Consider the following 24,011-nt stretch of genomic DNA (forward strand, 5'->3'; position numbering starts at 1 on the left):
AACAGGAAAGTCATATAGTGGAATGATTTGAGGAATCAGGAGATAAAGATAGAAGGTTTTGTGGGATAAACGCTTTTTCTAGTAGAAAAGTACCGATATGCTATTTGGAATTTATACTGTCTTAATGGATAAAGTCAGCTGGATTAGGTTAGGGTTAGATTAAGAAATTCTTTATTGATTACATGTAACATTGTAAGAATAGTTCTGGACTTATAAATATGCTGTAGTTTTCAAAATCAATTTTATCTACATTAAATCTTTAAATAAAAAAGCCATCTCAAAAAGAGATGGCTTTTTTATTTATGATTATTTTCACTTTTTACTTGCTAAGTGCCTCTTTGATGCGTCTCATGGCTTCTTTAATTTGATCTTGTGAAGCAGCATAAGATATTCTCAAACAATTAGGGTTTCCAAAGGCTTCACCAGTAACGGTAGCTACATTCGCCTCTTCCAATAAGTACATTGATAAGTCTGAAGCGTTGTTTATGGTTATACCGTTAATCGTTTTTCCAAAGAAGTACGATACATTAGGGAATACATAAAAAGCACCTTCGGGCTTATTACAAATAAAGCCTTCAATACCGTTAAGAAGGTTTAAAATAAGGTCTCTACGTTCTTTGAATTCATCGATCATGTATTTAACACGATCAGGCGATTCGTTTAAAGCCGTAATAACAGCGCGTTGTGCAATACAGTTGGTTCCGCTTGTTATTTGCCCTTGAATTTTATTACAAGCTCGGGCAATCCAATCGGGAGCTCCTATATAACCAATACGCCATCCAGTCATAGCAAAAGCTTTAGATACCCCATTAACTGTAATGGTACGGTTGTACATGTCTTCAAACTGGGCAATGCTTTCATGTTTACCAACAAAGTTTATGTGCTCATAAATTTCATCGGAAACTATATAAATATCCGGGTACTTTACTAGTACATCGGCTAGAGCTCTTAATTCTTCTTTGTTGTATACAGAACCGCTAGGGTTACAAGGTGAGCTAAACCAAAGCATTTTTGTTTTTGGTGTAATGGCAGCTTCAAGTTGCTCAGCAGTCATTTTAAAATCGTTTTCAATTGAAGTTTGCACTTCTACGGGTACACCTTCGGCTAACTTAACGATTTCTGCATAGCTTACCCAATATGGACAAGGTAGGATGACTTCGTCTCCTTTGTTTAGCATTACCAAAGCGGCATTAGCAAGCGATTGTTTAGCACCTGTAGACACTACAATTTGAGGTAAAGTGTAATCTAAACCATTATCGCGCTTAAATTTTTTGATGATGGCTTCTTTGAGTTCTACATATCCGTCAACAGGAGTGTAGGAGTTGAAGTTATCATTTATTGCCTGAATGGCAGCATCTTTTATGAAATCTGGAGTATTGAAGTCTGGTTCGCCCAAACTTAATCCAATAATGTCTTTTCCTTCAGCTTTAAGTTCTCTTGCTTTGGCAGCCATCGCCAAAGTTTGTGAGGTAGACAGACTATTAATTCGATCTGATAGTTGTTTCATTAACTTTGTAAGTTGTTATGAGTTTAAAGCGGGTTTCATTCCCATTTCACGAAGATAACGGAAATGAGCAATAATGGCTTTTCGAGTTGTTGAATATTCGTTGTAAGGTAAATTGAATTCTTTTGCAGTTTCCTTGACAATTTTAGCGATTTTCCCATAGTGAATATGGCTTATATTTGGGAAAATATGGTGTTCAACCTGATGGTTTAATCCTCCTGTAAACCAGTTGATCAATCTGTTCTTAGTAGCAAAGTTTACCGTAGTTTTTAGCTGGTGAATAGCCCAAGTGTTTTTCATAGTTCCGTTTTCTTCTGGTAAAGGCATCTCTGCTTCTTCCATAACGTGAGCTAATTGAAAAATGACACTTAAGATTAGTCCTGCTGTATAATGCATGATAAAAAAGCCAAGTAAAATTTTCCACCAAGCAATATCTAAAATCAGCATAGGAATAAGAACCCAAATGCTTAGATAAATAATTTTGGAAATTACGAGCTTACTCCAGTTCCAAACTGGATTAGGTAATTTACCGTAAGCTAATCTGCGCTTCATATAGCGTTTCATTTGTAGAAAATCTGTTGTAATGGCCCAGTTTATTGTTAGAAGCCCATATAGCAAAACAGAGTAGAAATGTTGAAATTTATGGTGCCAATGCCATTTTGTATGTTCGGAAAATCGCAATACTCGACCAGCTTCCAAATCTTCATCATGGCCAGGGATATTAGTATATGTGTGGTGCAATACATTGTGTTGTACCTGCCAATTATAAACGTTTCCCGCAAGTATGTAAATGCTGCTTCCCATTAAACGATTTATCCATTCTTTATTTGAAAAAGAACCATGATTTCCATCGTGCATAACATTCATGCCAACTCCAGCCATCCCTATTCCCATGACAACGGTTAAAAGTAATTGGCTCCATCCAGGAATATCCAAGGTGAGTAGTAGGAAGTAAGGGGTAAGGAATATGGAAAACATTACAATGGTTTTTAACCAAAGTTGCCAGTTTCCCGTACGTTTAATATTGTTCTCCTTAAAGTAATTGTTAACACGCTTGTTCAGGGTTCTGAAAAACTTGGCAGAATCTGATCGTGAAAATGAAAGCGTTTGTTTTGACATAGTGTAATATTTTTCTGAAATACGCCGTGCAATGGCGTTTTATAGAGGCCAAAGATAGCTAAATCCCCAGTTTTAAGTTGAAAAGATTTTCATAAATGTGCCATTAAAATCCATACTTTTGCAGGAAAATTTGACAATATGGAGTTGATTCTAAAATACTTCCCGAATTTAACAGAAGATCAAATCGATAAATTTTCGAAACTCGAAACCTTATATCAAGACTGGAACCTTAAAATAAATGTGGTTTCAAGAAAAGATATAGATGAGTTGTATTTGAGACATGTGCTACACTCTCTAGGGATAGCTAAAGTGATGTCGTTTAATCCAGGAGCTAAAGTTATGGATGTTGGTACTGGAGGAGGTTTCCCAGGTATACCTTTGGCTATTCTATTTCCAGAAACTTCATTTCATTTGGTAGATAGTATTGGTAAAAAACTCAAGGTTGTTAATGAAGTGGTAGAAGGACTTGGGCTTACCAATGTAAAAACAAGTCATTGTAGGGTAGAGGAGATAAACGACACTTTCGATTTTATAGTAAGCCGTGCCGTAGCTGCCATGCCTACTTTTGTGCATTGGACAAAAGGTAAAATAGCGAAAAAGCAACAACACGAATTGAAAAATGGAATTTTATATCTTAAAGGAGGTGACTTAACTGAGGAGTTGCAAGATTTCCCTAATGCTACCATTTACGATTTAAAATCATTTTATGAAGAGGACTTCTATGATACCAAAAAGGTGGTTCATTTACCAATAAAGTATAAAGGTTAAAAATAAAAATCCCGCACTTAGAGAGCGGGATTTTTTATGTCGTTACAATAGTATTTGTGCCTTAGAAAGCTGTTGAAACGTTCAATGTTAGACCAGTTGTTTCGGGTACAAATCTACATACACCTCCTACACAAACCAATCCACCACGCTGTCTTCCATAGTTTAGGGCAATTCTTGTGGCTCCTTTTGTAAATCGTCCACCAACGTTGTAATAATGTATGCGGTTGTCTTCATTATCATTACCGTAGTTGTAACTGTCGGTTACGTAAATACCATATGTCGAGTTGAAGTTGTATTCTACGGTGGCAGCAGCCCAGTTCTTTTTGTCTTCTTTAGTCCAAAGATGTTGCCCTTCCAATCTTAAAGATCGGCCTTTGCCCATTTTATATGTTCCTTCTAATGTGGCAATGTCTGTTTTTATTTGTCCAGCTCTGTCCTCAATATATTTCTTGTTGTAATATTGGTTTACATATGTAGCAATAGTACTCCATGATTTAGACCATTTTTTTCTGATCTCAATGTTGATATCCGAGAAATATTTTTCGCCAAAACCTAAAAGGTCTGTACTAATGTTATATGACTGTAGATCAAACTCACCTCTTAAATTAGCCCAGTAAGATGCGTTGAAGGCTAGTTTTGTTCCATATTTCCCTCCTAGAGCAGATCCTTTTTTTATGGTGTAGTATACGTCAATTTGCCCACCTATTTCTCCATATTCAATATGGTTAGGTCCTAAGAATATAAAACCAGGCTGTGCTTGGTATACATATATGTTAGTTAAAGCGTAGTCGTGTTGTTTGGTCAAGGCAGGAAGGTAGTTCATTACGTCTTGATTGTATTCGTTTTCAATACTGTTTGCCTCTCTTTCAGAATAAAATGACATATTTTGCATACGTCTAACAGTTGTTTCTATCCCCAGACCTCTTTGTGAATACCCTGCATTTATTAAAAAAGCATTTCCGGCACTTATTAGGTCATTAGAAATCCCTTGCCCAAACAAAACTCCGTCTTCACTTTTGTTAACATATTCAATATTTGTATGGAAATTTTTATGGATGAAGTCGGCTCTTCCTGAAAACACATTGGTTAGGTCATCAAAATTAGAATCCTCGAAAGGAGACTTCTGGTCTCTGCCAACATAACTAGCGCCAAAAGCAAGTGAGCTGGTTTCCCATTTAAATAATTTCGATATATCATACCTAGAGTTTAGTCCGTAGATATCCCCTTCAGACACATCAAACCCTTCTCTCTGTCGAGCATATAGCGCCGTTAATTCAAAATTATCTGTTGGAGTGTATTTTACGCGACCTCCTCTCAAGGCATTATTAAGGCCTAACTGTCTGTTTTCCCATGAGCGAAGTGCTAATCCACTACCAAATTGTTCGTAAAAATAACCTGCCGTAACTTCAAGTTTTTCAGATCGGTACCCTCCATAATATAGACCAAGGCCCACTCCGTCAAGATCGGGAGAGTAATTAACCAGAGCATGAGGTAAATAACTTTCTGCTTGCATCCCAACGAACCAATTGTCTAAAAAATTGTAGTCAATCTTTAGGTACGTGTTAGAACGGATTTGGTCGTCCGGTCCCCAGATATCATCTGTAAAAGGCCCTGTTTTTTTGTCGTCGTTATACCATTGACCGTTCCCTTCAAACCCTACCGATAGACCATCAACAATTTGAGCAGAAGCTGTTAAAATGGGTAACCCAACCAGTAGGAGGGTTAATCCTAGTTTTTTCATAGTATTTTTCTTTTAAGCAATTTTAACAAACACAATGGATTTAGAAACCAAGGTTATTATGGTTTGCTAAATCCATTGAAAATATTGTTAGTTCAACTAACTTAGGAAAACGTTTCCCTAATGGTATTAGTTGACGTTGTTTTGTATTACTTCATAAAGCTCGTCTTCGGCTCCTGGAGAATAACCAGTATGTCTGTAGATGATTTCTCCATTTTTTACAACTACTACATGCGGTACGGTTGTAATGTTAAGGGCGCGCATTAAATCTTGGTTGTCATCCAAAACAATGGTATAATCCCAGTTTTTACCATTAACTAGAGGGCTCACACGTTTTTTTGTTCTGGCATCGTCTGTTGCAATAGCAATTATTTCTACGTTGGTTTCGTCTTGCCAGTCAGTATAAACATCGTTTATGGTATCTAGTTCATTGATACAAGGTACACACCAAGTAGCCCAAAAACTAAAAACTTTAATGGTGTCGCTATTGGCAACTTCCGATACGTTAAATGTATCTCCATCTAAAGTTGATAGAGTTATGTTTGGCATCTGACCTTGTGCAAATGTAGCAGTAAAAGCTAGTCCTAATAGGGCTGTAAATAGTTGTTTCATAAATCTTTCCTCTTTTTTTTTTTAAAATCATCCAAAAGAATAAAAAAATATTATCTTCGGCAAGATTTATTAACGATAATTTATTTTTAACGAATGAAAACAAAACAACTTTTTAAAATTTTATCGATTTGTTTAGCATTTATTGCTTTTAGTTGTAGTAGCGATGATGGAGAAAATAACAATACTCCAACTATTACTTCCATTTCAATTACAAGCTCTTCAACTTCGGTAATTGCAGGTGAAAGTTTGACTTTTACTGTTACTGCTAACACTGGTGAAGATTTAACAGGTACTTCTGAAATTACTTTCGGAGGAGACCTAGTAACAGGTGGCGTGTACGAAACAATTGTAGCTGGAGATTTTGAAGTAATGGCTACCTATGAAGGTATGGAAAGTAATGCAGTAACTGTTACGGTTGCTCCTAACGGAGAAGAGTTAACAAGCATTGTATTGGCTTCAAATTACCCTGCGGCTTCTATTGGTGATGAGGTTGTTTTCACCGTGGCTGGTAACAACGGTACCAATTTAACAGCAGATGCTACTATTACCGTTAATGGTATGGAAATTGAAGGTAATATTTATGTTGCTGAAGAATACGGAACTATCGAAGCTGTTGCAACTTATTTAGATCAAGAAAGCACAGAAACTTTTACTAGTAACTTAGTTAACGTTGAAGTAGCTCAATTGTTCACTCAAAACTCTTTGATAGAAGATTACACCGGTACATGGTGTGGATGGTGTCCTAGAATTTCTTATGCTATTGAGCAAGTAGAAGCGGCTTCAGAACAAGTTGCTATTGTTGCTATTCATAGAGGGACTACTGATTCTTCAAATCCTTATTACGATCCATTCCATTTTGAGCCAGCTACGGTTTTAGAAAACCAAATTAATTTGTCTGGATATCCTACAGCAATGATCAACAGAACTATTGATTGGGATTACCCAGAAGATACAAATATTGAACAACCTATAAGCTATACAGGAGATAATGCAACTTTAGGATTGGCAATTACTGCTAACCAAGACGGAAGCTATATGGATATTGATGTAAATGTTAAGTTTGCAATTGATTTGTCTTCTAATAACCTGAAGCTTGTAACTTATGTTGTTGAGGATGGGTTAGTAGCTTTCCAAGCTAACTATACTGACCATTACGGTGGAGTTGAATATATTGAAGAGTTTGACCATAATCACGTTTTAAGAGCTTCTTTAACTGATATATTGGGAGAAAGCATTCCTTCTGCAGATACAGAAGCTAATGATGTTTACACTAAAAATTTCTCAGTAGAAATTCCATCAAACGTAGCTAACTCTGCTAACATTGGTGTTGTTGCTTTTGTTGTTGATGGATCTGGAACTGTATTGAACGTTCGTACTGCTCACTTTGGTGATGATCAAGAATTTGAATTAGCTCAGTAAGCGAAATCAATTATATACATAAAAAAAAGCGGCCATTGGCCGCTTTTTTTTATAGGGTGTTTTTAGGGATTAACCTAAAAACGGATATCTATAATCTGTTGGGGTAACGAAGGTTTCCTTGATTAATCTAGGAGATACCCAACGCAATAAGTTTTGAGCGCTTCCTGCCTTATCATTCGTTCCAGAAGCTCTGGCGCCACCAAAAGGTTGTTGTCCTACAACAGCTCCCGTTGGCTTATCGTTGATATAGAAGTTACCTGCACAGTTTTGTAAAGCAGTTGTAGCCTCAGTAATTGCGTAACGATCTGTAGCAAGAATAGCTCCAGTTAAAGCGTACTCACTTGTACCGTCAACTAACCTTAAAGTTTCACTGTACTTGTCTTCGTCATAAACATAAATAGTAATTACAGGTCCAAAAAGTTCAGTACACATTGTTTCGTACTTTGGATTTGTAGTTACGATAACGGTTGGCTCTATGAAGTATCCTTTAGATTTATCGTAGTTTCCTCCAACAAGAATCTCTGCATCGCTATCAGCTTTTGCTTGGTCAATATATTTGGCAAGCTTATCAAAAGATCCTTCATGGATTACAGCCGTGATGAAATTGCTCATATCTTCTGGAGATCCCATTTTAAATGAGTTTACGTCTTCAACCACAAAGTTTTTAACCTCTTCCCAGATGTTAGAAGGAACATAAGCTCTGGAAGCTGCGCTACATTTTTGTCCTTGGAATTCGAATGCGCCACGAACAATTGCTGTTGCTACTTGTTTTGGAACTGCAGTTTTGTGCGCTACGATAAAGTCTTTACCTCCAGTTTCTCCAACAATTCTTGGGTAAGTTTTATAGTTGTGGATATTGTTTCCAATTTGTTTCCAAAGTTCTTTGAACACAAAAGTAGATCCTGTAAAGTGAAGACCAGAGAAATCTGAGTGAGATAATACAGTTTCAGTAATCATTACAGGGTCACCAAAAACAACATTAATTACACCAGCAGGAACACCAGCTTCCTTGAATACATCCATAATTACTTTAGCAGAGAAAATCTGACTGTCACTTGGCTTCCATACCACAACATTCCCCATTAGTGCCATACATGCTGGAAGGTTTCCTGCAATAGCTGTAAAGTTAAATGGCGTTACTGCATATGTAAACCCTTCTAATGGACGGTACTCTACACGGTTCCATGCATCAGAAGTGCTTTCAGGTTGCTCATGGTAAATGTCCGTCATGTATTGTACGTTGAAACGTAAAAAGTCGATAAGCTCACAAGCAGAGTCAATTTCAGCTTGGTGAATGGTTTTCGACTGAGCAATCATTGTTGCGGCATTAATCTTTGCGCGGTATGGTCCCGCAATTAATTCAGCGGCTTTTAGAAAGATCCCTGCACGTTGCTCCCATGGCATTAGTGCCCAAGCTTTTCTTGCTTCAAGTGCAGTGGCTATTGCATCTTCAACATGAGATTTCTCCGCTAAGTGATATTGTCCCACTACATGTTGATGGTCGTGAGGAGGAGACATTGTTCTAGTGTTTCCTGTAGTAACATCGTTACCGTTTATATATAAAGGTACATCGGTATTGCTGTTAAACATTTCTTTGTAAGCGGCCAAAACGGCTTCGCGCTCTGGAGAACCAGGAGCATAGCTCTTAACGGGCTCGTTTACAGCAATAGGCGTGTTGAAAAATCCTTTTCCCATAGTTTATTTGTTTAATAGTTTGTGAAAAATGATGCACAAAGGTACAATATTTATGTGATTTACTATGGGGAGCCGCTTCCTAAATGGGCGTTAAAGTATTTGGCAATATTTTTGTAAGTTGTTGATAATAAATTCTAAAGAACCTGTTATGTGTACTGTTACATTGGCAGCATTGCGAGCAAATGATTTCGTGCTTACTTCGAACCGAGATGAAGCACCTGGTAGATTTGCTTTTCATCCAATGGAGATAGTTTTTGACGGAGTGAAAATGCTATGTCCTATTGATGAGGAAGCTGGGGGCACCTGGATTGGAGTGAGTGAGAATAAGCGTGTTTTATGTTTGTTAAATGGAGGGTTTGTTATTCATCGTCGGGCCGATAGATATCGCAAAAGCAGGGGAGTGATGGTTAAGGATTTATTGGCTTTAGCTACTCTTGATGATTTTATTCAGTACGATTTCGATGGGATTGAGCCGTTTACATTGGTCGTAGTTGACTGGGGTTCAGGGTTACGCTTTTGTGAACTTGTGTGGGATTCAGGTCAATTGCACTTTTCAGATTTACCGCTTCTGCCTCACGTTTGGTCTTCAACAACATTATTTACCAGGGAAATGAAAGAGGAACGTAAATCTTGGTTTAATATGTTTAAAAAAGTGAGAGGGATAGATCCTGATCTATTACTGGAGTTCCATAATACGGCAGGATTTGGAAATGTAGACTATGGAGTTATCATGGATAGGGTTGTAGTTAAAACTACAAGCATTACACAGATCATTAAGTTTAGGGATAAGATTAGTATTGACTACAGTAGTTTAGTAGACAATACCAACGAAAGTAAGATATTGGTAATATAGTATGATTGTATTATGGAGAATAGCGGGTTAATGATTGTTATGAGTTATCCAGAGACTGTGGTAATGGTAGCTGACGAATGGTATTCTTCTTATTTAAAATATTTTGGTATAGGTAAAAAAGACTATGTCAGGGCTGGTCATGCAGCGCTTGTTCTTATTGATAAATCTACAGGTGAGTTAGAATATCACGATTTTGGAAGATATATTACTCCAGAGCCTTTTGGTAGGGTTAGAGGTAAGGATACAGATTGTGAGTTGGATTTTCCATTGAAAGCAGAGTTGAATGGAGATGAAATCGTAAATCTTACAAAACTATTGGTTTTCTTGGCGACTCATCCCAAATTAACTCATGGAGATGGAAGGCTCATTGCAACAGTTTGCACAGCTATAGACTATAGAGAGGCAAGGAAACATATTACAGATCAACAACACAAACACTTTATTCGCTATGCCGCCTTTATTAAAGATGCTTCTAATTGTGCTAGGTTTGTTACTCGTGCTCTTATTGCTTCAGTTACAGATGAAAAAATTAAAAGGAAATTAATTGCTTCCACAAGATTTACACCTAGTACTGTTGGAAATGTTTTGAATTCATGTACAGGCAACCCAATATATGAGGTGAGTCCATTGGGTGAGATTTCTGAATTAAATCAATCTTTATTTACGATTAATAGGCTATGTTTTTTAGATAAGTTAGAGGATTATGTCCCGGCGCTAATAGGCACAATGTATCCTAAGCGTGTTGATTCTTTACATCCTCATGCGCAATGGTTAAGTGGAATAGCTGCAGGAGCCTGGTATGAGCTTTATGAAACTGATATGGAAATGGAATATTTGTTCAGGAGAGTTTCTCCACATGGAAATGTTGATGTTCACGATAGATATTTGGTGGAAAATGATTTATTTGATTACAGTAAAAAATATGATTTTATACAATATTCAAATTGCAGTTTTTTTCATATTCTTCAGGGGGATGTTGTATATAGGTTTAATAGAAAGTAATTGGCCTAGTTAAGTGCGAAAGGAGCGCTTAGTTTAAAGGTAGGTACGGTTACTTTAAATTTCTTGGTGGTTGTGAAATTTACCATATTGTAGTGCCCCTGCATGGCTCCGAAAGGAGATGATAGTAAGCAACCTGAGTTATAGGTGTGTGACTCACCAGGCTTTAAAACGGGTTTCTTTCCAATGACACCTTCACCGGTTACAATTTCTGTATTATTAAGGGAGTCTAATATGGTCCAGTGTCTAGCATTGAGTTGGACTGAGTCCTTACTTTGGTTTTCAATGGTAATTTTATAGCCAAAGGCAAACTGTATTCTATAATTTCTATAGAATGTTCCCTCAAAACTCGTTTCAACTGAGATTTTTATGCCCTTTGTGATTTGTTGAACCATCTTAACTTACGTTGTACAAAGCAATTATAAATGCAAAAATAATAAATAATAAGATTTGTTGGGTAATTATTTAACGTTCTAAGTCGTTAAAAAATAAAATTAACCTTACACTAATTTGTAATATCTACAGAATTTCCTTCCCCAATACCTATCAATTTATCGTATCGCCCCCCTAATCTTCTGTAATAAACAAGAACTTTATAGTCGTTTTCGGTTTGGAAATAATTACCACTGATGGCGCCTTCATCGAGAACACCATCTTTTGAGAATTTAACATATTTATAATTGTAGAACCCTTGTTTTAAAAGTATTTTCTTTTCATAACGCCTTTTCGTCTCGTTGTATTCCATACGGTTTTCCTCAGTAAGCTGATAGTTGTTGTAATTTCCATAAACATAAATGTCCTCGGGCTGTTTTTCGAGTTGTAATGAAAAATGGATCCATACATAATCAGCCTCAGTACTTGGGTTGTCTCTGTCAATGGCCGTTACCAGGAAATTCCCGTTGATATCTGGGTTGTAGGTGTAAGGGGTATTGCGTCTAGGTACGTTAGTGAATAAGTAGTTATGGTATAATTCCTGTAAATCAATAAATTCAATTGTGTTTGTAGCAACCCTAACATCCTTGTTTTCAAAGAAAAGGTACTCGTTACCGCCCCAAAAACTGGATTCGTTGGTGTATTTGTAAATTAGCTCGTTACCCATGGTGTACATGGGTTTGAGGTTGCTAATTGCGGTGTTGAGGTTGTTGTTTTGAACAATTAAGGTTTTTATTGTTTGTTGTGGGTTGACAAATTGAATTGTAGCTGAATTTATCCTTATGTCTACAGATTGTTTTTCGTCTACATATTTTACATCACGCGACCGTTTTATATCCACGCCCACTTGTGCTTCAGGTTCATAAATCATAAACTTTCTTGAAAAAACAAGTTCATCATACTCATTGAATATTTTTAGCATGTAATTGCCCGAAACTCTTAGGGCTCTGGTGTACTGGTTTGGTATGGTTAGTGTGTAATGCGAATATATTTGATAGGAGTTTACAGAGTTTATGTAATTACGAAGGCGTTGATTGTCATAACCATCAATGTATTCCGATTTTACTAAAACCGAAGGGGTCCAGTCAAAGTTGTAATGTTCAATTTTATAGTAATAATCTTCCTCTAATGCATTTAGGGCATCAAACTCTAGAATAACCTGTTCGCCAAGGCGTAAAATAGGTAATTGACTTTCTTGGGTGTCTCCTTTAAACATGATTGTTTTTATGTAATCGGGTGGTGCAAGCTCTTGCTCAGCTTGTGAAAATCCAATGGTAGTGATAAATAAAAATAAGATTAGGGCTATGAATTTATTGACCATGTTTTGTGAGAATTGATGTGTAAATATAGATAATTTTTAAACCTTACTTTAACATATTATTTAGAATAGTTATAAATAGTTTAGGTCAGGGTATTTAAAATGGTTTTTAGGTATTAATTCGTAAATTTGCACGGATTTTTGAGTTGTAAAAAAATCAATCAGTATAACTGTATAACAAATAGATTCATAATATGTCAAACGACATTAAGATTAAAAAAGGTCTCGACATTAAACTCATAGGTGCTGCCGAAAAAGTTACAGAACAGGCAATAGTGAGTAATTACTACACCTTGAGGCCTGAAGACTTCCACGGGGTAACTCCTAAATTAGTTGCGAAGGTTGGAGCAAAAGTAAAGGCAGGGGAGACTGTTTTTTACGATAAGGCCAACGAGGATGTAAAATTCGTTTCTCCAGTTTCTGGAGAAGTTGTTGATGTAGTTCGCGGTGAAAAGCGACGCATTTTGGCGATTAAAATCCAGGCCGATAAGACCCAAGAGTATTTAGACCATGGTAAATTTAATATCGACGGCGCTAAAGCAGAAGACATCAAGTCGCATTTAATGGCAACAGGATGTTGGACTCTTATAAAGCAACGTCCGTACGATGTTATTGCAATTCCAAGTCGCACACCTAAAGCTATTTTTATTTCTGCTTATGCAAGTGCTCCTTTAGCTGCCGATTACGATTACGTACTTCAAGGGAAAGAGGCTGAGTTGCAAGCAGCAGTATCAGCTCTAGGTAAATTAACTGAAGGTAAAGTTCATGTGTCGGTAGAACATAATTCAAACTCGCCTATGGCTGGTTTGTCTGGTGTAACTTTGCACAAGGTTTCTGGGCCGCACCCTTCAGGGAATGTTGGAACCCAAATCAACAGAATAGATCCTGTAAACAAAGGAGAAACTGTTTGGACTATCACGCCTCAGGATTTGGTAATCATTGGTGAACTATTGCTTACCGGTAAGTTCAACGCAGAGCGTGTTGTTGCGTTAGTAGGTTCTTCTATTAAAAAGCCAAGATACTTCAAAACCAAATTAGGATGTGAAATAGCTTCTGTTATTTATGATAACGGTGTTGATAAAAACGATAATTTCCGTGTTATTTCTGGAAACGTTTTATCAGGGAAACAAATTCAGCCTGATGGTTCTTTAGACTATTACAGTAATACTATTACGGTTATTCCAGAAGGAGATGATTATGAATTCTTTGGATGGAACAAGCCTGTCTTTAATAAAGTATCTACATCAAGAGCCATGACTTTCTCATGGTTGTTCCCAAATAAAGAATTCGATCTGAATACCAATACTAATGGAGAGCATAGAGCCTTTGTAGTAACAGGAAATTATGAGGAGGTATTCCCTATGGATATATATCCGTTACAGATTTTAAAATCTTGTATGTATAAGGATCTTGATGAGATGGAAGCTTTAGGAATGTACGAAGTTGCTCCTGAAGATTTCGCTTTAACAGAATTTGTTTGTGTGTCTAAGCAACCTCACCAAAAAATTATCCGTGAAGGTTTAGACTTAATGATTAAAGAAATAGGATAGTAACCATGGGATTAAAAAGTAATTTACATAATCTGAAAGAAAAGTATAAAGGCACCAAAATGGCTCCTGCCTTTAATGCTTTACATACATTTTTATACCTACCAAACGAAACGACTCATGGCGGAACGCACATTAAGTCTGCAGACGACTTAAAGCGTACCATGAACACGGTTATCATGGCGTTGGTTCCATGTTTGATTTTTGGTATGTTCAATGCTGGATTCCAACACTTCCGTGCTTTGGGTACTCCAGTTGATTTCCTTTCTTGGGATGCATTTTGGGTTGGTATCATTAAGGTGTTGCCTCTTGTGGTAGTATCTTATGGTGTTGGTCTAGCTATTGAGTTCCTTTTTGCTGTAATTAAGGGACACGAAGTAGAGGAAGGTTACCTTGTAACAGGTATGTTGGTGCCATTAATTGTGCCAGTCGATATTCCATTATGGATGCTTGCCGTTGCTGTTGCCTTTGGTGTGGTTATCGGTAAAGAGGTTTTCGGTGGAACGGGAATGAACATTCTTAACCCAGCTTTAACTATTCGTGCGTTCTTATTCTTCGCTTATCCTACTTGGATGTCTGGAGATAAAGTATGGGTTCACGGAGCGGTTGAGCGTGCAAATGAAATTGCTGGCGGAGCTAATCTTGATGCAATTTCTGGAGAGACTATTTTAGGTAGCTTAGCTCAAGGTAATGAGGCTGGATATTCCATTGCTGATATGTTCTTCGGATTTATTCCAGGATCTGTTGGGGAGACATCTACACTTCTTATCCTATTAGGAGGTTTGTTCTTAATCTTTACTAAAATCGGTAGCTGGAGAATTATGTTATCTTCTGTTGTTGGTGCTTTAGTAATGGGATTGATTTTTAACGGTGTTGTTAACGCTGGTTGGATTGCAGAAGGTAGCAAGTTTTATGGATTGATGAGTACAGAGTACTGGCATCACCTATTAATTGGTGGTTTTGCATTCGGTACTGTATTTATGGCTACCGACCCTGTAACGGCTTCACAAACCAATAAAGGAAAATGGATTTACGGATTCTTGGTTGGATTTATTTCAATCCTTATTCGTGTATTCAACCCAGCCTACCCAGAAGGAGTAATGTTGGCCATCTTATTGATGAACGTATTCGCGCCAACAATAGACCATTATGTGGTACAAGGAAATGTTAAGAAAAGAATGAAACGTTTAAAAGCAAAAACAGCTTAAGATGAGTAATAAAACCGATAGTAACGTATACACCGTATTATTTGCCATAGGTATGGTTGTGGTTGTAGGGTCTTTATTAGCCTTCACAGCGTCATCACTTAAAGGTAAGATCAGTAATAATGTTGAGTTGGAAAAACAACAAAACATTTTATACGCCATGGGAGTTAACGAAAACGATGAGAGTAGTGCTGTTTTTGTTGATAAGACCCAGGCTCCAGATTTATTCAAAAAATACATCACCAAGCAGGTAGTGATTCAAGGTGGTGAGGTTTCTGAAGATAATGAAGCGTATTTAATAGATATTAAAAAAGCCAAGGAAGAAGCAAAAGGAGACGCCTCTAAAAGACGTTTGCCTTTGTTTATTGGTGAAAAGGATGGTAAGACATTCTATATAGCCCCTATTTATGGTAAAGGGCTTTGGGATGCCATCTGGGGATATGTATCTATGGACGAAAACATGGTAGTTCAAGGTGCGTATTTTGACCACAAAGGAGAAACTCCTGGTCTAGGTGCTAACATTAAAGAGCGTTTCTTTATGGACGACTTTATTGGTGAGCATTTATTGGATAGCAACAATAACTTTAAAGGTATTGATGTTGCCAAAGGAAATGCCGACCCTAAAAATGAAAACAAAACTGATAATGAGGTTGACGCTATTGCTGGAGCTACCATTACAGGTAATGGAGTAGCAGCCATGCTAAAAAGTGATTTACAGCTTTACAAGCCTTATTTCGATAATCTAAAAAATAATTAATCTATGGGACTATTATCTAAAAAAGACACAAAGTTAATTACAGACCCATTAGCAGACAATAACCCTATTACGATTCAGGTATTGGGGATTTGTTCGGCATTAGCGATTACGGCTCAATTAAAAGCCTCAATCGTAATGGCTGTTTCGGTATTGTTCGTATTAGGAGTAGGTAACGTAGTTATCTCATTAATGCGTAACATTATTCCATCCAAAATTAGAATTATCGTTCAGTTAACAGTAGTAGCCGCCTTGGTAATTATTGTAGACCAAGTGCTAAAAGCTTTTGCTTATGAGCTAAGTAAAACTCTATCGGTTTTCGTAGGGTTGATTATCACCAACTGTATTATTATGGGACGTTTTGAAGCTTTTGCTCTAGGAAACGGACCTTGGAAATCGTTCTTGGACGGTATTGGTAACGCATTGGGTTATGGTTTAATTCTAATTGTCGTTGGATTCTTTAGAGAGCTTTTAGGTTCTGGTACACTACTAGGATTTAAAGTATTAGGGGACCCTATCGAGAAAACAGGATTATATGCTTTAGGTTATGAAAACAACGGTTTCATGTTGTTGTCACCAATGGCTTTAATCGTAGTTGGAATCATTATTTGGGTACAACGAAGCAGAAACAAAGATTTAATAGAAGATTAAACCTAGGGTTTACTAAAAATATAGATTATGTTAGAACATATAGAATTATTTTTCAAATCAATATTTATAGACAACATGGTATTTGCCACGTTCCTTGGGATGTGTTCTTACCTAGCGGTGTCTAAAAAAGTGTCTACAGCTGTAGGTCTTGGAGCTGCTGTAATTTTTGTATTGGCTGTTACAGTACCTGTAAACTGGTTGTTAGATCAGTATATATTACAACCTGGAGCACTTAAATGGTTAGGAGCTGAGTACGCTGATTTTGATCTAAGCTTCCTGTCGTTTATTATGTTTATTGCTACCATTGCAACTATGGTACAATTGGTAGAGATTGTAGTAGAGAAGTTTTCTCCTGCTTTATATAATTCTTTGGGTATCTTCTTACCACTTATCGCAGTAAACTGTGCTATTCTAGGTGGGTCATTATTTATGCAGTCTCGTGAGATTCCTTCTTTAGGATTAGCATTAAATTATGGTTTGGCTTCAGGGATAGGATGGTTTTTAGCTATTTTGGCTATTGCTGCTATTCGTGAGAAGATTAGATATTCAAACGTTCCAGCTCCTTTAAGAGGATTGGGAATCACTTTCATTATCACTGGACTTATGGCAATTGGTTTCATGAGCTTTGGAGGTATGTTAACTGGAGGTGACGATAGCGGTAAAGAAGCTAAAGAGAAGACTGTTAAGGTTGAAGAAAAGACCAACGAGGAGCAAACTAAGGCACTAGCTAATAACACAAAAGTAAACGAGTAACATGATATTAGTCGCAAGTACAACAGGAACAATAGCAGCAACCGTAGTAGCCTTCTTGGTAATTACACTTTTATTGGTTGGATTGCTGTTATTTGTAAAGCAAAAATTGTCACCATCTGGTCCTGTAAAGATCAAGATTAACGGTGAAAAAGAAATAGAAGTTGCCTCTGGAGGTAGCTTATTGTCAACATTGGGTAACTCAAAAATCTTTTTGCCATCGGCTTGTGGTGGTGGAGGTACTTGTATCCAATGTGAGTGTCACGTATTAGAAGGAGGTGGTGAAGCGCTTCCAACTGAGACGCCTCACTTTACCCGTAAAGAGCTTCAGCACGGTGCGCGTTTAGCGTGTCAGGTTAAGGTAAAGCAGGATATGGAAATAACTATTCCTGAAGAAGTTTTCGGAATCAAGAAATGGGAAGCTGAGGTTGTACGTAACTACAACGTAGCATCTTTCATTAAGGAGTTCGTAGTACGTATTCCTGAGGATATGAACTACAAAGCTGGTGGATATATTCAAATTGAAATTCCACAATGTGAGATTAAGTATTCTGATATCGATATTACCGCTCACCCTGAAGAGCACGAAAGACCTGATAAATTTCAAGAAGAGTGGGATAAATTCAACCTTTGGCCACTAGTAATGAAGAATGATGAAACTGTAGAGCGTGCTTACTCTATGGCTTCTTACCCTGCAGAAGGACGTGATATCATGCTTAACGTTCGTATCGCTACCCCGCCATGGGATAGAGCTAAAAATGGATGGATGGATGTTAACCCTGGGGTTGCTTCATCTTACATTTTCTCTAGAAAACCAGGTGATAAAGTCGTGATTTCAGGACCTTACGGTGAATTCTTTATCAACGAATCTGATGCAGAAATGCTTTATGTTGGTGGAGGAGCTGGTATGGCGCCAATGCGTTCGCATTTGTACCACTTGTTCAAAACCTTGAAGACAGGTAGAACAGTTACTTATTGGTATGGTGGACGTTCTAAGCGTGAGTTGTTCTATATTGAGCACTTTAGAGAATTAGAGAGAAGTTTCCCTAACTTTAAATTCTTCATGGCGCTATCTGAACCAATGGAAGAAGATAACTGGAAAGTTAAGAAAGATATCCATGATACAGAAGGAGATGGTTTCGTTGGATTTATCCACAATGTGGTTATCGATAACTATTTGAACCATCATGATTCTCCGGAAGATATTGAATTGTACTTCTGTGGACCACCGCTAATGAACAAAGCGGTACAGAAAATGGGTGAGGATTTTGGTCTTCCAGATGAGAATATCCGTTTTGATGACTTTGGAGGATAATCTCAAATCAAAAAGAAAAAAAACCGACACTTTAAAGTGTCGGTTTTTTTTTTTGATGTTAAGTGAGCTTTTGCAAGCTGCTATACTAAAATGTTGCTAGGTTTATCACTTTTCAATTCATGTTCAAACAATTTTGTGTAATCCATTACATTGGTAATTCCATCCATTGCGCATAGTTGTTCAATAACTGCACAGAGACCTTTAAACAAGCGTTCTTTATCCGTTGGGTTAGCTGGTCTGTAGTTTTGGTAGTTCAATGGCAATTGATAGCCACAGGCCTTTAAAAAAGTAGACTCAATTGTTAAAAGTTCCAAAGGAGTGTATCCATTAAACCGTTTCCCTAATTTTTGGTTCACCGTGCCAACGTAATTCAATTGAGTTATGCCGTGTTGATCCGATAAATGTTTCCAAAAATCTTTATTGTCCAAAATATTCCCAACAGCACAACTCTTACAACATTCAGGATGTAAAGTGTTATTATGAAAAGCTGTGTAGAGTTTAGTTATGGCTTGCTCTAATCTATATGGTGTTTTCATGGCTTTTAACTTAGTTATCTTAATATACGAAAATTGGAGGAAACAAAAAAGGCAGCCGAATGGCTGCCTTTTTTGTTTTTTAGGGGATTATTCTTTACATTTTAGAACCAAGTCCCATAGCTTTCATTTCCTCCTTGGTCAACACTTTGTAACCTTCAGGAATGCTCATGTTAAATATGTTCTCTTCATTTTCTATAGTTTTTTCAATGCTCACTATTTTCATTGATGTCATAATTCCATTAAAAACCCCTTCCATTTCCATAGTGCATCCAGGTATCTGCTGATTCATAATTTGTTGTCCTGTTGTATCTATTATAATATCTTCTGTGTACCAGCAGTTAATAACAACTTCATTTGTTAGAGTGTCTGTTAAAATTACCTTTTTACATTCGTATCCTTGAATGTCTTTTTGTTCATCAACCAGTTCGATATTATAGGTAGGTTGATTTTTAGCAAATTCTTTTATTTCATCCGAACTCATGCTGTAAGCAATTTTCATTCCCATGCTACTTGCAAGGGCTAGAGTTTTCTTGTTTTTTATATCAACAATTGCTTCAGCTTGTGACACAATTCCCATATTCATAATAGACTTAGTATAGTGCTCATTGAAATATATTTCAACAGTAGAGCCTTTCATCGTTTCCATTGACAGTTGCATTTGTGGATTGTCTGAGCTAAACTCCATAGAGTATTTTAAATGCCCTTTTTTTAGTTGAGCTTGCATGCTGATGCCTGTAACCAAAAGCATAGCAAATAACATGAGTGTCTTTTTCATTGTGACTTAGTTTAAATAGTTATTTTTTAGGCTCTAAATTTAGAACTTATAATTTGAACTTTCTTTTTATCTAATACATCATTTTTATTTTCTCCAATAGCTTCCGCAGAATTTTTCCTACCTTCACTCGCTACAATGAAACAAGAGACAAGAAAAGAAGAGATTATAAAAACAGCTGCTAAGTTGTTCAAGGAAAAGGGGTATAGTGCTGTGACCATGCGTGATTTAGCTGGTTCCATGGGGATGAAAGCTGCAAGTTTATATAACCATATAAATTCTAAACAGCAGATTCTAAAGGAAATAATAATTGCATTAGCCGAGCAGTTTACTGCTGGTATGGAAGTTATTAAGGCGTCTGATGAAAATAGTATAGGCAAGCTTAAGCAGGTAGTAGCCTTGCATGTTGATATTGCTGGAAGCAATGTTTATGGAATGGCTGCACTGAATAATGATTGGATGCATTTGGAAGACCAACTGGAATACTACTTAAAACTGCGAGCCAATTATGAAGATGATTTTCGAGAAATTTTGTTGGAAGGAATAAAGGGAGGGGAGATTATAGACGAAAATCCTGAAGTGATGCTCTTTTCTATGCTTTCTACGTTACGTTCACTGTACGTTTGGATACCTAAAAAAGAAGACGTAACCCCAGTTGAACTCGCCAACAGTCTCAGTAAAGTGTTAATTCAAGGCATTAACATTTAGGTATTGATTTATTTCGTAAATTTGGCTGCAAACTAACGATTGTTAGTTTAAAGATTTACGAAATACAATGACAGACTTTTATAAAATAGCGGTAAAGGACATTTACAAAGAAACGAAGGATTGTTCGGTAGTGTCATTCGATATTCCGGAAGACCTTCATGAGGAGTTTGCCTTTAAGCAAGGGCAGCATTTAACCTTAAAGAAGGAAATCAACGGAGAGGAAGTACGCCGTACTTATTCTTTATGTTCGGCTCCTCAGGATAAGGCGTGGAAGGTAGCCATTAAACAAATTCCGGGCGGCGTATTTTCAACCTATGCCAATACAGAATTGAAAGTAGGGGATACTTTGGAGATAATGCACCCATCGGGACATTTTTACGTTGATGTAGATCCGTCTACGCCCAAGAATTATTTGGCTTTCGCTGCAGGTAGTGGAATCACGCCTGTTCTTTCAATGATCAAGACGCATTTGGCTATGGAGCCAAACAGTACATTCAAGTTGTTTTACTTGAATCGTAAGGTGAAATCAATTATCTTTAAAGAAGAGATTGAGCAGCTTAAAAACGAATATTTTGAGCGTTTTCATACCTTTTATTTTCTTACACAGGAGCATCGCGATATCGACTTTTTAAACGGTCGTTTCGATGAAGATAAAATGAAAGTGTTGACAGACACTTTTATTGATATCGAAGATACAGCCGATTGCTTCATATGTGGTCCCCAGGAAATGATCTTCTTGATCCGTGACGCCTTGCAGGAAGCTGGATTGCCAAAAGATAAAATTCATTACGAATTGTTCTTCTCAGGCAATACCGATGAGACCAATAAACACATAGCAGAAATACTGGACCAAAAGATTGACGGTACCGATGTTACTATAATTGACGGAGGTAAGGAATTCCATTTCATTATGGATGAAGATTATGATAATATCTTGGATGGTGCCCTGGCAGCTGGTGCAGACCTACCTTTTGCCTGTAAAGGCGGGGTGTGTAGTACCTGTAAATGTAAGGTCGTAGAAGGTTCTGTAGAAATGAAGATTAATTACGCCTTAGAAGAGGATGAAGTAGCCAACAACTACGTATTGAGTTGCCAGGCGGTACCAACCAGTGAAAAGGTGGTTGTAGATTTTGATGTATAAGAAGACAATGGGTTTTAACCCTGAGTGAATATTAAAGCTTAAAACTATGAGTGAAGAGCAAATTAAAAGTTTAGAGGAAGCGTTTGAAGCACGTATTGCACGTGATGAAAAGATAGAGCCTAAAGATTGGATGCCGGAAAAATACCGTCAAACCCACATCAGGCAAATTTCCCAGCATGCCCATTCGGAAATTGTTGGGATGCTTCCGGAAGGGAACTGGATTACACGTGCCCCTTCGTTACGTCGTAAAGTAGCCCTTTTGGCTAAGGTACAGGATGAAGCAGGACACGGATTATACTTGTATAGTGCCTGTGAAACATTGGGGATATCAAGAGACGAATTGTATGAGCAATTACATACTGGTAAGGCAAAATACTCGAGTATATTTAATTACCCGACAGTAACCTGGGCCGATATAGGTGCTATTGGTTGGTTGGTAGATGGTGCTGCGATTATCAATCAAGTGCCATTGTGTAATACGTCTTTCGGACCCTATGCCCGTGCTATGGTGCGTGTATGTAAGGAAGAGAGTTTCCACCAACGTCAGGGTTACGAAATTATGCTAACCCTATCTAGAGGAACAGAGGAGCAAAAAGCTTTGGCTCAGGATGCACTTAACCGCTGGTGGTGGCCATCATTAATGATGTTCGGTCCTACAGATGCGGAGTCTGTTCACACAGAGCAATCCATGAAATGGAAGTTGAAGCGTAAAACCAACGATGAATTACGTCAACAGTTTATTGACCAAACAATTCCACAGGCTGAAATTTTAGGATTAACAGTTCCTGATCCAGATTTAAAATGGAATGAGGAACGCGGTAGTTATGATTTCGGAGAAATTGATTGGGATGAGTTCTGGCAAGTTGTTAAAGGTTATGGACCCTGTAACAAAAAGCGTATGGATGCCAGGGTAGGTGCATGGGAGCGTGGAGAATGGGTTCGTGATGCGGCCTTGGCTTACGCAGATAAGCAAGAAGACAAAAAAGAAAAACAAGCAGTTTAATAGAGTCTGAAAGATATTCAGATTCTAAATACAATATACAGATGAAGAAAAATTGGCCACTTTGGGAAGTTTTTGTAAGAAGTAAAAACGGATTAGAACACCGCCACTTTGGTAGTCTTCACGCTGCCGATGCAGAAATGGCTTTGGAGAATGCTCGTGATGTGTATACCCGCAGAAGTGAAGGTGTGAGCATTTGGGTGGTAGAGTCTAAACATATTAAGGCTTCAAACCCAGATCACAATGGAGAAATGTTTGAGCCAGCTCAAGACAAAGTATACCGTCACCCAACTTTTTACGATCTACCAGACGAAGTAAAGCACATGTAATTCGCTTTGCCGAATTGCATTTCTCAATAAAGAGGGAACTTAAAACTTGATGTTCAATTAATGAGATACCTGCTTTGCAGGCATGAACTATGAAAAACGAAAATTTATATAACTATATTCTTGGTATTGCTGACAATTGCTTAATTCTAGGGCAGCGATTGGGAGAGCTTTGTGGTCATGGTCCTAGTTTGGAAACCGATATCGCTTGTACCAATGTGTCTTTAGACCTTTTAGGACAGGTGCGCAGTTACTATCAATATGCAGCAAAAGTAAAAGGTGACGAAACAACTGAGGATGATATCGCTTTCTTAAGAAGTGAACGTGAGTATGTAAACGTATTGCTGGTTGAACAACCTAATACAGATTTTGGATACACTATTGCACGTCAGTTTTTGTTCGATGCATTTCACCTTTTATTCCTTAAACAATTGCAAGGGAGCAAGGATATGACTTTGGCAGCAATAGCTAATAAGGGAATTAAAGAGGTGAGTTATCATTTCCGTTTCTCTTCAGATTGGATTAAGCGTCTTGGTGACGGAACTGAAGAAAGTCATGATAGAATCCAAACAGCGATTAATGATTTTTGGACATATACAGACGAATTATTCCATCAAACTGCAGCTGATAAGGCAATGATTGAAGAAGGTGTTGGTGTTGATACACTGGCCCTGAAAGAAGAGTATTACCGTATGGTTTCTGAAGTATTGGAGGAAGCTACTTTGACTGTTCCAGAATCTAAGTGGTTCCAAAAAGGAGGGAAGCAAGGAATCCATACAGAGCATATGGGGTATTTGCTATCCGATTTGCAGTATATGCAACGCACTTATCCAAATATGAAGTGGTAGT

24 protein-coding genes are annotated in these 24,011 nt (G+C 37.5%); 15 read left to right on the forward strand and 9 right to left on the reverse strand.

The window, feature by feature from the left end; genetic code table 11:
• Window positions 1-319: 319 nt before the first annotated feature.
• Window positions 320-1,507 carry a pyridoxal phosphate-dependent aminotransferase gene (locus PWU04_RS07230; RefSeq protein ID WP_274475304.1) on the reverse strand — a complete coding sequence of 396 codons (1,188 nt, stop codon included), beginning with the start codon at window positions 1,505-1,507 and terminating at the stop codon, window positions 320-322.
• 15 nt (window positions 1,508-1,522) lie between these two features.
• Window positions 1,523-2,623, reverse strand: coding sequence for a fatty acid desaturase family protein (locus tag PWU04_RS07235; RefSeq protein WP_274475305.1), 1,101 nt, complete (start codon window positions 2,621-2,623; stop codon window positions 1,523-1,525).
• A gap of 138 nt (window positions 2,624-2,761) precedes the next feature.
• On the opposite strand from PWU04_RS07235, the gene rsmG reads away from it, so the two are divergent.
• Window positions 2,762-3,391, forward strand: a complete 630-nt coding sequence (rsmG, locus tag PWU04_RS07240) for a 16S rRNA (guanine(527)-N(7))-methyltransferase RsmG (RefSeq protein WP_274475307.1) — start codon at window positions 2,762-2,764, stop codon at window positions 3,389-3,391.
• 61 nt (window positions 3,392-3,452) lie between these two features.
• Here the strand turns inward: rsmG and PWU04_RS07245 are convergent, their stop codons facing one another.
• Together PWU04_RS07245 and PWU04_RS07250 are read right to left on the reverse strand one after the other, a co-directional pair.
• A complete protein-coding gene (locus PWU04_RS07245; protein WP_274475308.1) occupies window positions 3,453-5,132 on the reverse strand; it encodes a DUF6029 family protein in 1,680 nt (559 codons plus the stop codon).
• Between the two features lie 126 nt (window positions 5,133-5,258).
• Window positions 5,259-5,741 carry a TlpA family protein disulfide reductase gene (locus PWU04_RS07250; protein WP_274475309.1) on the reverse strand — a complete coding sequence of 161 codons (483 nt, stop codon included), beginning with the start codon at window positions 5,739-5,741 and terminating at the stop codon, window positions 5,259-5,261.
• Between the two features lie 93 nt (window positions 5,742-5,834).
• Between PWU04_RS07250 and PWU04_RS07255 the strand changes: the two genes are divergently transcribed.
• Window positions 5,835-7,160 carry an Omp28-related outer membrane protein gene (locus PWU04_RS07255; protein WP_274475310.1) on the forward strand — a complete coding sequence of 442 codons (1,326 nt, stop codon included), beginning with the start codon at window positions 5,835-5,837 and terminating at the stop codon, window positions 7,158-7,160.
• 69 nt (window positions 7,161-7,229) lie between these two features.
• Here the strand turns inward: PWU04_RS07255 and pruA are convergent, their stop codons facing one another.
• Window positions 7,230-8,855 carry an L-glutamate gamma-semialdehyde dehydrogenase gene (pruA, locus tag PWU04_RS07260; RefSeq protein ID WP_274475311.1) on the reverse strand — a complete coding sequence of 542 codons (1,626 nt, stop codon included), beginning with the start codon at window positions 8,853-8,855 and terminating at the stop codon, window positions 7,230-7,232.
• A gap of 148 nt (window positions 8,856-9,003) precedes the next feature.
• On the opposite strand from pruA, the gene PWU04_RS07265 reads away from it, so the two are divergent.
• Both PWU04_RS07265 and PWU04_RS07270 read left to right on the forward strand, forming a co-directional pair.
• A complete protein-coding gene (locus PWU04_RS07265; protein ID WP_274475312.1) occupies window positions 9,004-9,708 on the forward strand; it encodes an NRDE family protein in 705 nt (234 codons plus the stop codon).
• A gap of 12 nt (window positions 9,709-9,720) precedes the next feature.
• Window positions 9,721-10,710, forward strand: coding sequence for a DUF6695 family protein (locus tag PWU04_RS07270; protein ID WP_274475314.1), 990 nt, complete (start codon window positions 9,721-9,723; stop codon window positions 10,708-10,710).
• Window positions 10,711-10,715: 5 nt separating this feature from the next.
• Here PWU04_RS07270 and apaG read toward each other — a convergent pair whose 3' ends face one another.
• Together apaG and PWU04_RS07280 are read right to left on the reverse strand one after the other, a co-directional pair.
• Window positions 10,716-11,102, reverse strand: a complete 387-nt coding sequence (gene apaG, locus PWU04_RS07275; RefSeq protein ID WP_274475315.1) for a Co2+/Mg2+ efflux protein ApaG — start codon at window positions 11,100-11,102, stop codon at window positions 10,716-10,718.
• A gap of 110 nt (window positions 11,103-11,212) precedes the next feature.
• Entirely contained in the window at window positions 11,213-12,460 is a 1,248-nt protein-coding gene (locus PWU04_RS07280; RefSeq protein WP_274475316.1) for a type IX secretion system plug protein, read from the reverse strand.
• Window positions 12,461-12,651: 191 nt separating this feature from the next.
• On the opposite strand from PWU04_RS07280, the gene PWU04_RS07285 reads away from it, so the two are divergent.
• Genes PWU04_RS07285 through nqrF form a run of 6 tightly spaced genes read left to right on the forward strand, consistent with a single transcriptional unit; the run spans window position 12,652 to window position 18,679 of the window.
• Window positions 12,652-14,007 (forward strand): Na(+)-translocating NADH-quinone reductase subunit A, encoded by a 1,356-nt coding sequence (locus PWU04_RS07285; protein ID WP_274475317.1) that lies wholly within the window; start codon window positions 12,652-12,654, stop codon window positions 14,005-14,007.
• A 5-nt stretch (window positions 14,008-14,012) separates the two neighbouring features.
• Complete coding sequence (locus PWU04_RS07290) at window positions 14,013-15,212, forward strand: NADH:ubiquinone reductase (Na(+)-transporting) subunit B (protein ID WP_274475318.1); 1,200 nt, start codon at window positions 14,013-14,015, stop codon at window positions 15,210-15,212.
• A gap of 1 nt (window position 15,213) precedes the next feature.
• Window positions 15,214-15,966 carry a Na(+)-translocating NADH-quinone reductase subunit C gene (locus tag PWU04_RS07295; RefSeq protein ID WP_274475320.1) on the forward strand — a complete coding sequence of 251 codons (753 nt, stop codon included), beginning with the start codon at window positions 15,214-15,216 and terminating at the stop codon, window positions 15,964-15,966.
• A 3-nt stretch (window positions 15,967-15,969) separates the two neighbouring features.
• Window positions 15,970-16,614 (forward strand): NADH:ubiquinone reductase (Na(+)-transporting) subunit D, encoded by a 645-nt coding sequence (locus tag PWU04_RS07300; protein WP_274475321.1) that lies wholly within the window; start codon window positions 15,970-15,972, stop codon window positions 16,612-16,614.
• A gap of 27 nt (window positions 16,615-16,641) precedes the next feature.
• A complete protein-coding gene (gene nqrE / locus PWU04_RS07305) occupies window positions 16,642-17,367 on the forward strand; it encodes an NADH:ubiquinone reductase (Na(+)-transporting) subunit E (RefSeq protein ID WP_274475322.1) in 726 nt (241 codons plus the stop codon).
• Between the two features lies 1 nt (window position 17,368).
• Complete coding sequence (gene nqrF, locus PWU04_RS07310) at window positions 17,369-18,679, forward strand: NADH:ubiquinone reductase (Na(+)-transporting) subunit F (protein ID WP_274475324.1); 1,311 nt, start codon at window positions 17,369-17,371, stop codon at window positions 18,677-18,679.
• Between the two features lie 80 nt (window positions 18,680-18,759).
• Here the strand turns inward: nqrF and PWU04_RS07315 are convergent, their stop codons facing one another.
• Window positions 18,760-19,215 carry a Na(+)-translocating NADH-quinone reductase subunit F gene (locus tag PWU04_RS07315; RefSeq protein ID WP_274475325.1) on the reverse strand — a complete coding sequence of 152 codons (456 nt, stop codon included), beginning with the start codon at window positions 19,213-19,215 and terminating at the stop codon, window positions 18,760-18,762.
• Between the two features lie 94 nt (window positions 19,216-19,309).
• Window positions 19,310-19,990 carry a hypothetical protein gene (locus PWU04_RS07320; RefSeq protein ID WP_274475326.1) on the reverse strand — a complete coding sequence of 227 codons (681 nt, stop codon included), beginning with the start codon at window positions 19,988-19,990 and terminating at the stop codon, window positions 19,310-19,312.
• A gap of 135 nt (window positions 19,991-20,125) precedes the next feature.
• Between PWU04_RS07320 and PWU04_RS07325 the strand changes: the two genes are divergently transcribed.
• From PWU04_RS07325 to paaC, 5 genes are all read left to right on the forward strand, one after another.
• Window positions 20,126-20,695 (forward strand): TetR/AcrR family transcriptional regulator, encoded by a 570-nt coding sequence (locus PWU04_RS07325; protein ID WP_274475327.1) that lies wholly within the window; start codon window positions 20,126-20,128, stop codon window positions 20,693-20,695.
• A gap of 67 nt (window positions 20,696-20,762) precedes the next feature.
• On the forward strand, window positions 20,763-21,836 hold the full coding sequence (gene paaE, locus PWU04_RS07330) for a 1,2-phenylacetyl-CoA epoxidase subunit PaaE (RefSeq protein WP_274475328.1): 1,074 nt from the start codon (window positions 20,763-20,765) through the stop codon (window positions 21,834-21,836).
• A 46-nt stretch (window positions 21,837-21,882) separates the two neighbouring features.
• Window positions 21,883-22,839: a 1,2-phenylacetyl-CoA epoxidase subunit PaaA gene (paaA, locus tag PWU04_RS07335; RefSeq protein ID WP_274475329.1), complete on the forward strand. Its 957-nt coding sequence runs from the start codon at window positions 21,883-21,885 to the stop codon at window positions 22,837-22,839.
• 41 nt (window positions 22,840-22,880) lie between these two features.
• Entirely contained in the window at window positions 22,881-23,165 is a 285-nt protein-coding gene (paaB, locus tag PWU04_RS07340; protein ID WP_274475331.1) for a 1,2-phenylacetyl-CoA epoxidase subunit PaaB, read from the forward strand.
• A gap of 89 nt (window positions 23,166-23,254) precedes the next feature.
• Window positions 23,255-24,010, forward strand: coding sequence for a 1,2-phenylacetyl-CoA epoxidase subunit PaaC (gene paaC, locus PWU04_RS07345; protein WP_274475332.1), 756 nt, complete (start codon window positions 23,255-23,257; stop codon window positions 24,008-24,010).
• The last annotated feature ends 1 nt before the right edge of the window (window position 24,011 follow it).

The sequence above is a fragment of the Mangrovimonas aestuarii genome, assembly GCF_028767185.1.
GTDB lineage: Bacteria > Bacteroidota > Bacteroidia > Flavobacteriales > Flavobacteriaceae > Mangrovimonas_B > Mangrovimonas_B aestuarii.

Bases quoted from the DNA above. Each gene is read 5' to 3' on its own strand.
- PWU04_RS07230 (WP_274475304.1), bottom strand. From the start codon at position 1,507: ATGAAACAACTATCAGATCGAATTAATAGTCTGTCTACCTCACAAACT.
- PWU04_RS07235 (WP_274475305.1), bottom strand. From the start codon at position 2,623: ATGTCAAAACAAACGCTTTCATTTTCACGATCAGATTCTGCCAAGTTT.
- rsmG (WP_274475307.1), top strand. From the start codon at position 2,762: ATGGAGTTGATTCTAAAATACTTCCCGAATTTAACAGAAGATCAAATC.
- PWU04_RS07245 (WP_274475308.1), bottom strand. From the start codon at position 5,132: ATGAAAAAACTAGGATTAACCCTCCTACTGGTTGGGTTACCCATTTTA.
- PWU04_RS07250 (WP_274475309.1), bottom strand. From the start codon at position 5,741: ATGAAACAACTATTTACAGCCCTATTAGGACTAGCTTTTACTGCTACA.
- PWU04_RS07255 (WP_274475310.1), top strand. From the start codon at position 5,835: ATGAAAACAAAACAACTTTTTAAAATTTTATCGATTTGTTTAGCATTT.
- pruA (WP_274475311.1), bottom strand. From the start codon at position 8,855: ATGGGAAAAGGATTTTTCAACACGCCTATTGCTGTAAACGAGCCCGTT.
- PWU04_RS07265 (WP_274475312.1), top strand. From the start codon at position 9,004: ATGTGTACTGTTACATTGGCAGCATTGCGAGCAAATGATTTCGTGCTT.
- PWU04_RS07270 (WP_274475314.1), top strand. From the start codon at position 9,721: ATGGAGAATAGCGGGTTAATGATTGTTATGAGTTATCCAGAGACTGTG.
- apaG (WP_274475315.1), bottom strand. From the start codon at position 11,102: ATGGTTCAACAAATCACAAAGGGCATAAAAATCTCAGTTGAAACGAGT.
- PWU04_RS07280 (WP_274475316.1), bottom strand. From the start codon at position 12,460: ATGGTCAATAAATTCATAGCCCTAATCTTATTTTTATTTATCACTACC.
- PWU04_RS07285 (WP_274475317.1), top strand. From the start codon at position 12,652: ATGTCAAACGACATTAAGATTAAAAAAGGTCTCGACATTAAACTCATA.
- PWU04_RS07290 (WP_274475318.1), top strand. From the start codon at position 14,013: ATGGGATTAAAAAGTAATTTACATAATCTGAAAGAAAAGTATAAAGGC.
- PWU04_RS07295 (WP_274475320.1), top strand. From the start codon at position 15,214: ATGAGTAATAAAACCGATAGTAACGTATACACCGTATTATTTGCCATA.
- PWU04_RS07300 (WP_274475321.1), top strand. From the start codon at position 15,970: ATGGGACTATTATCTAAAAAAGACACAAAGTTAATTACAGACCCATTA.
- nqrE (WP_274475322.1), top strand. From the start codon at position 16,642: ATGTTAGAACATATAGAATTATTTTTCAAATCAATATTTATAGACAAC.
- nqrF (WP_274475324.1), top strand. From the start codon at position 17,369: ATGATATTAGTCGCAAGTACAACAGGAACAATAGCAGCAACCGTAGTA.
- PWU04_RS07315 (WP_274475325.1), bottom strand. From the start codon at position 19,215: ATGAAAACACCATATAGATTAGAGCAAGCCATAACTAAACTCTACACA.
- PWU04_RS07320 (WP_274475326.1), bottom strand. From the start codon at position 19,990: ATGAAAAAGACACTCATGTTATTTGCTATGCTTTTGGTTACAGGCATC.
- PWU04_RS07325 (WP_274475327.1), top strand. From the start codon at position 20,126: ATGAAACAAGAGACAAGAAAAGAAGAGATTATAAAAACAGCTGCTAAG.
- paaE (WP_274475328.1), top strand. From the start codon at position 20,763: ATGACAGACTTTTATAAAATAGCGGTAAAGGACATTTACAAAGAAACG.
- paaA (WP_274475329.1), top strand. From the start codon at position 21,883: ATGAGTGAAGAGCAAATTAAAAGTTTAGAGGAAGCGTTTGAAGCACGT.
- paaB (WP_274475331.1), top strand. From the start codon at position 22,881: ATGAAGAAAAATTGGCCACTTTGGGAAGTTTTTGTAAGAAGTAAAAAC.
- paaC (WP_274475332.1), top strand. From the start codon at position 23,255: ATGAAAAACGAAAATTTATATAACTATATTCTTGGTATTGCTGACAAT.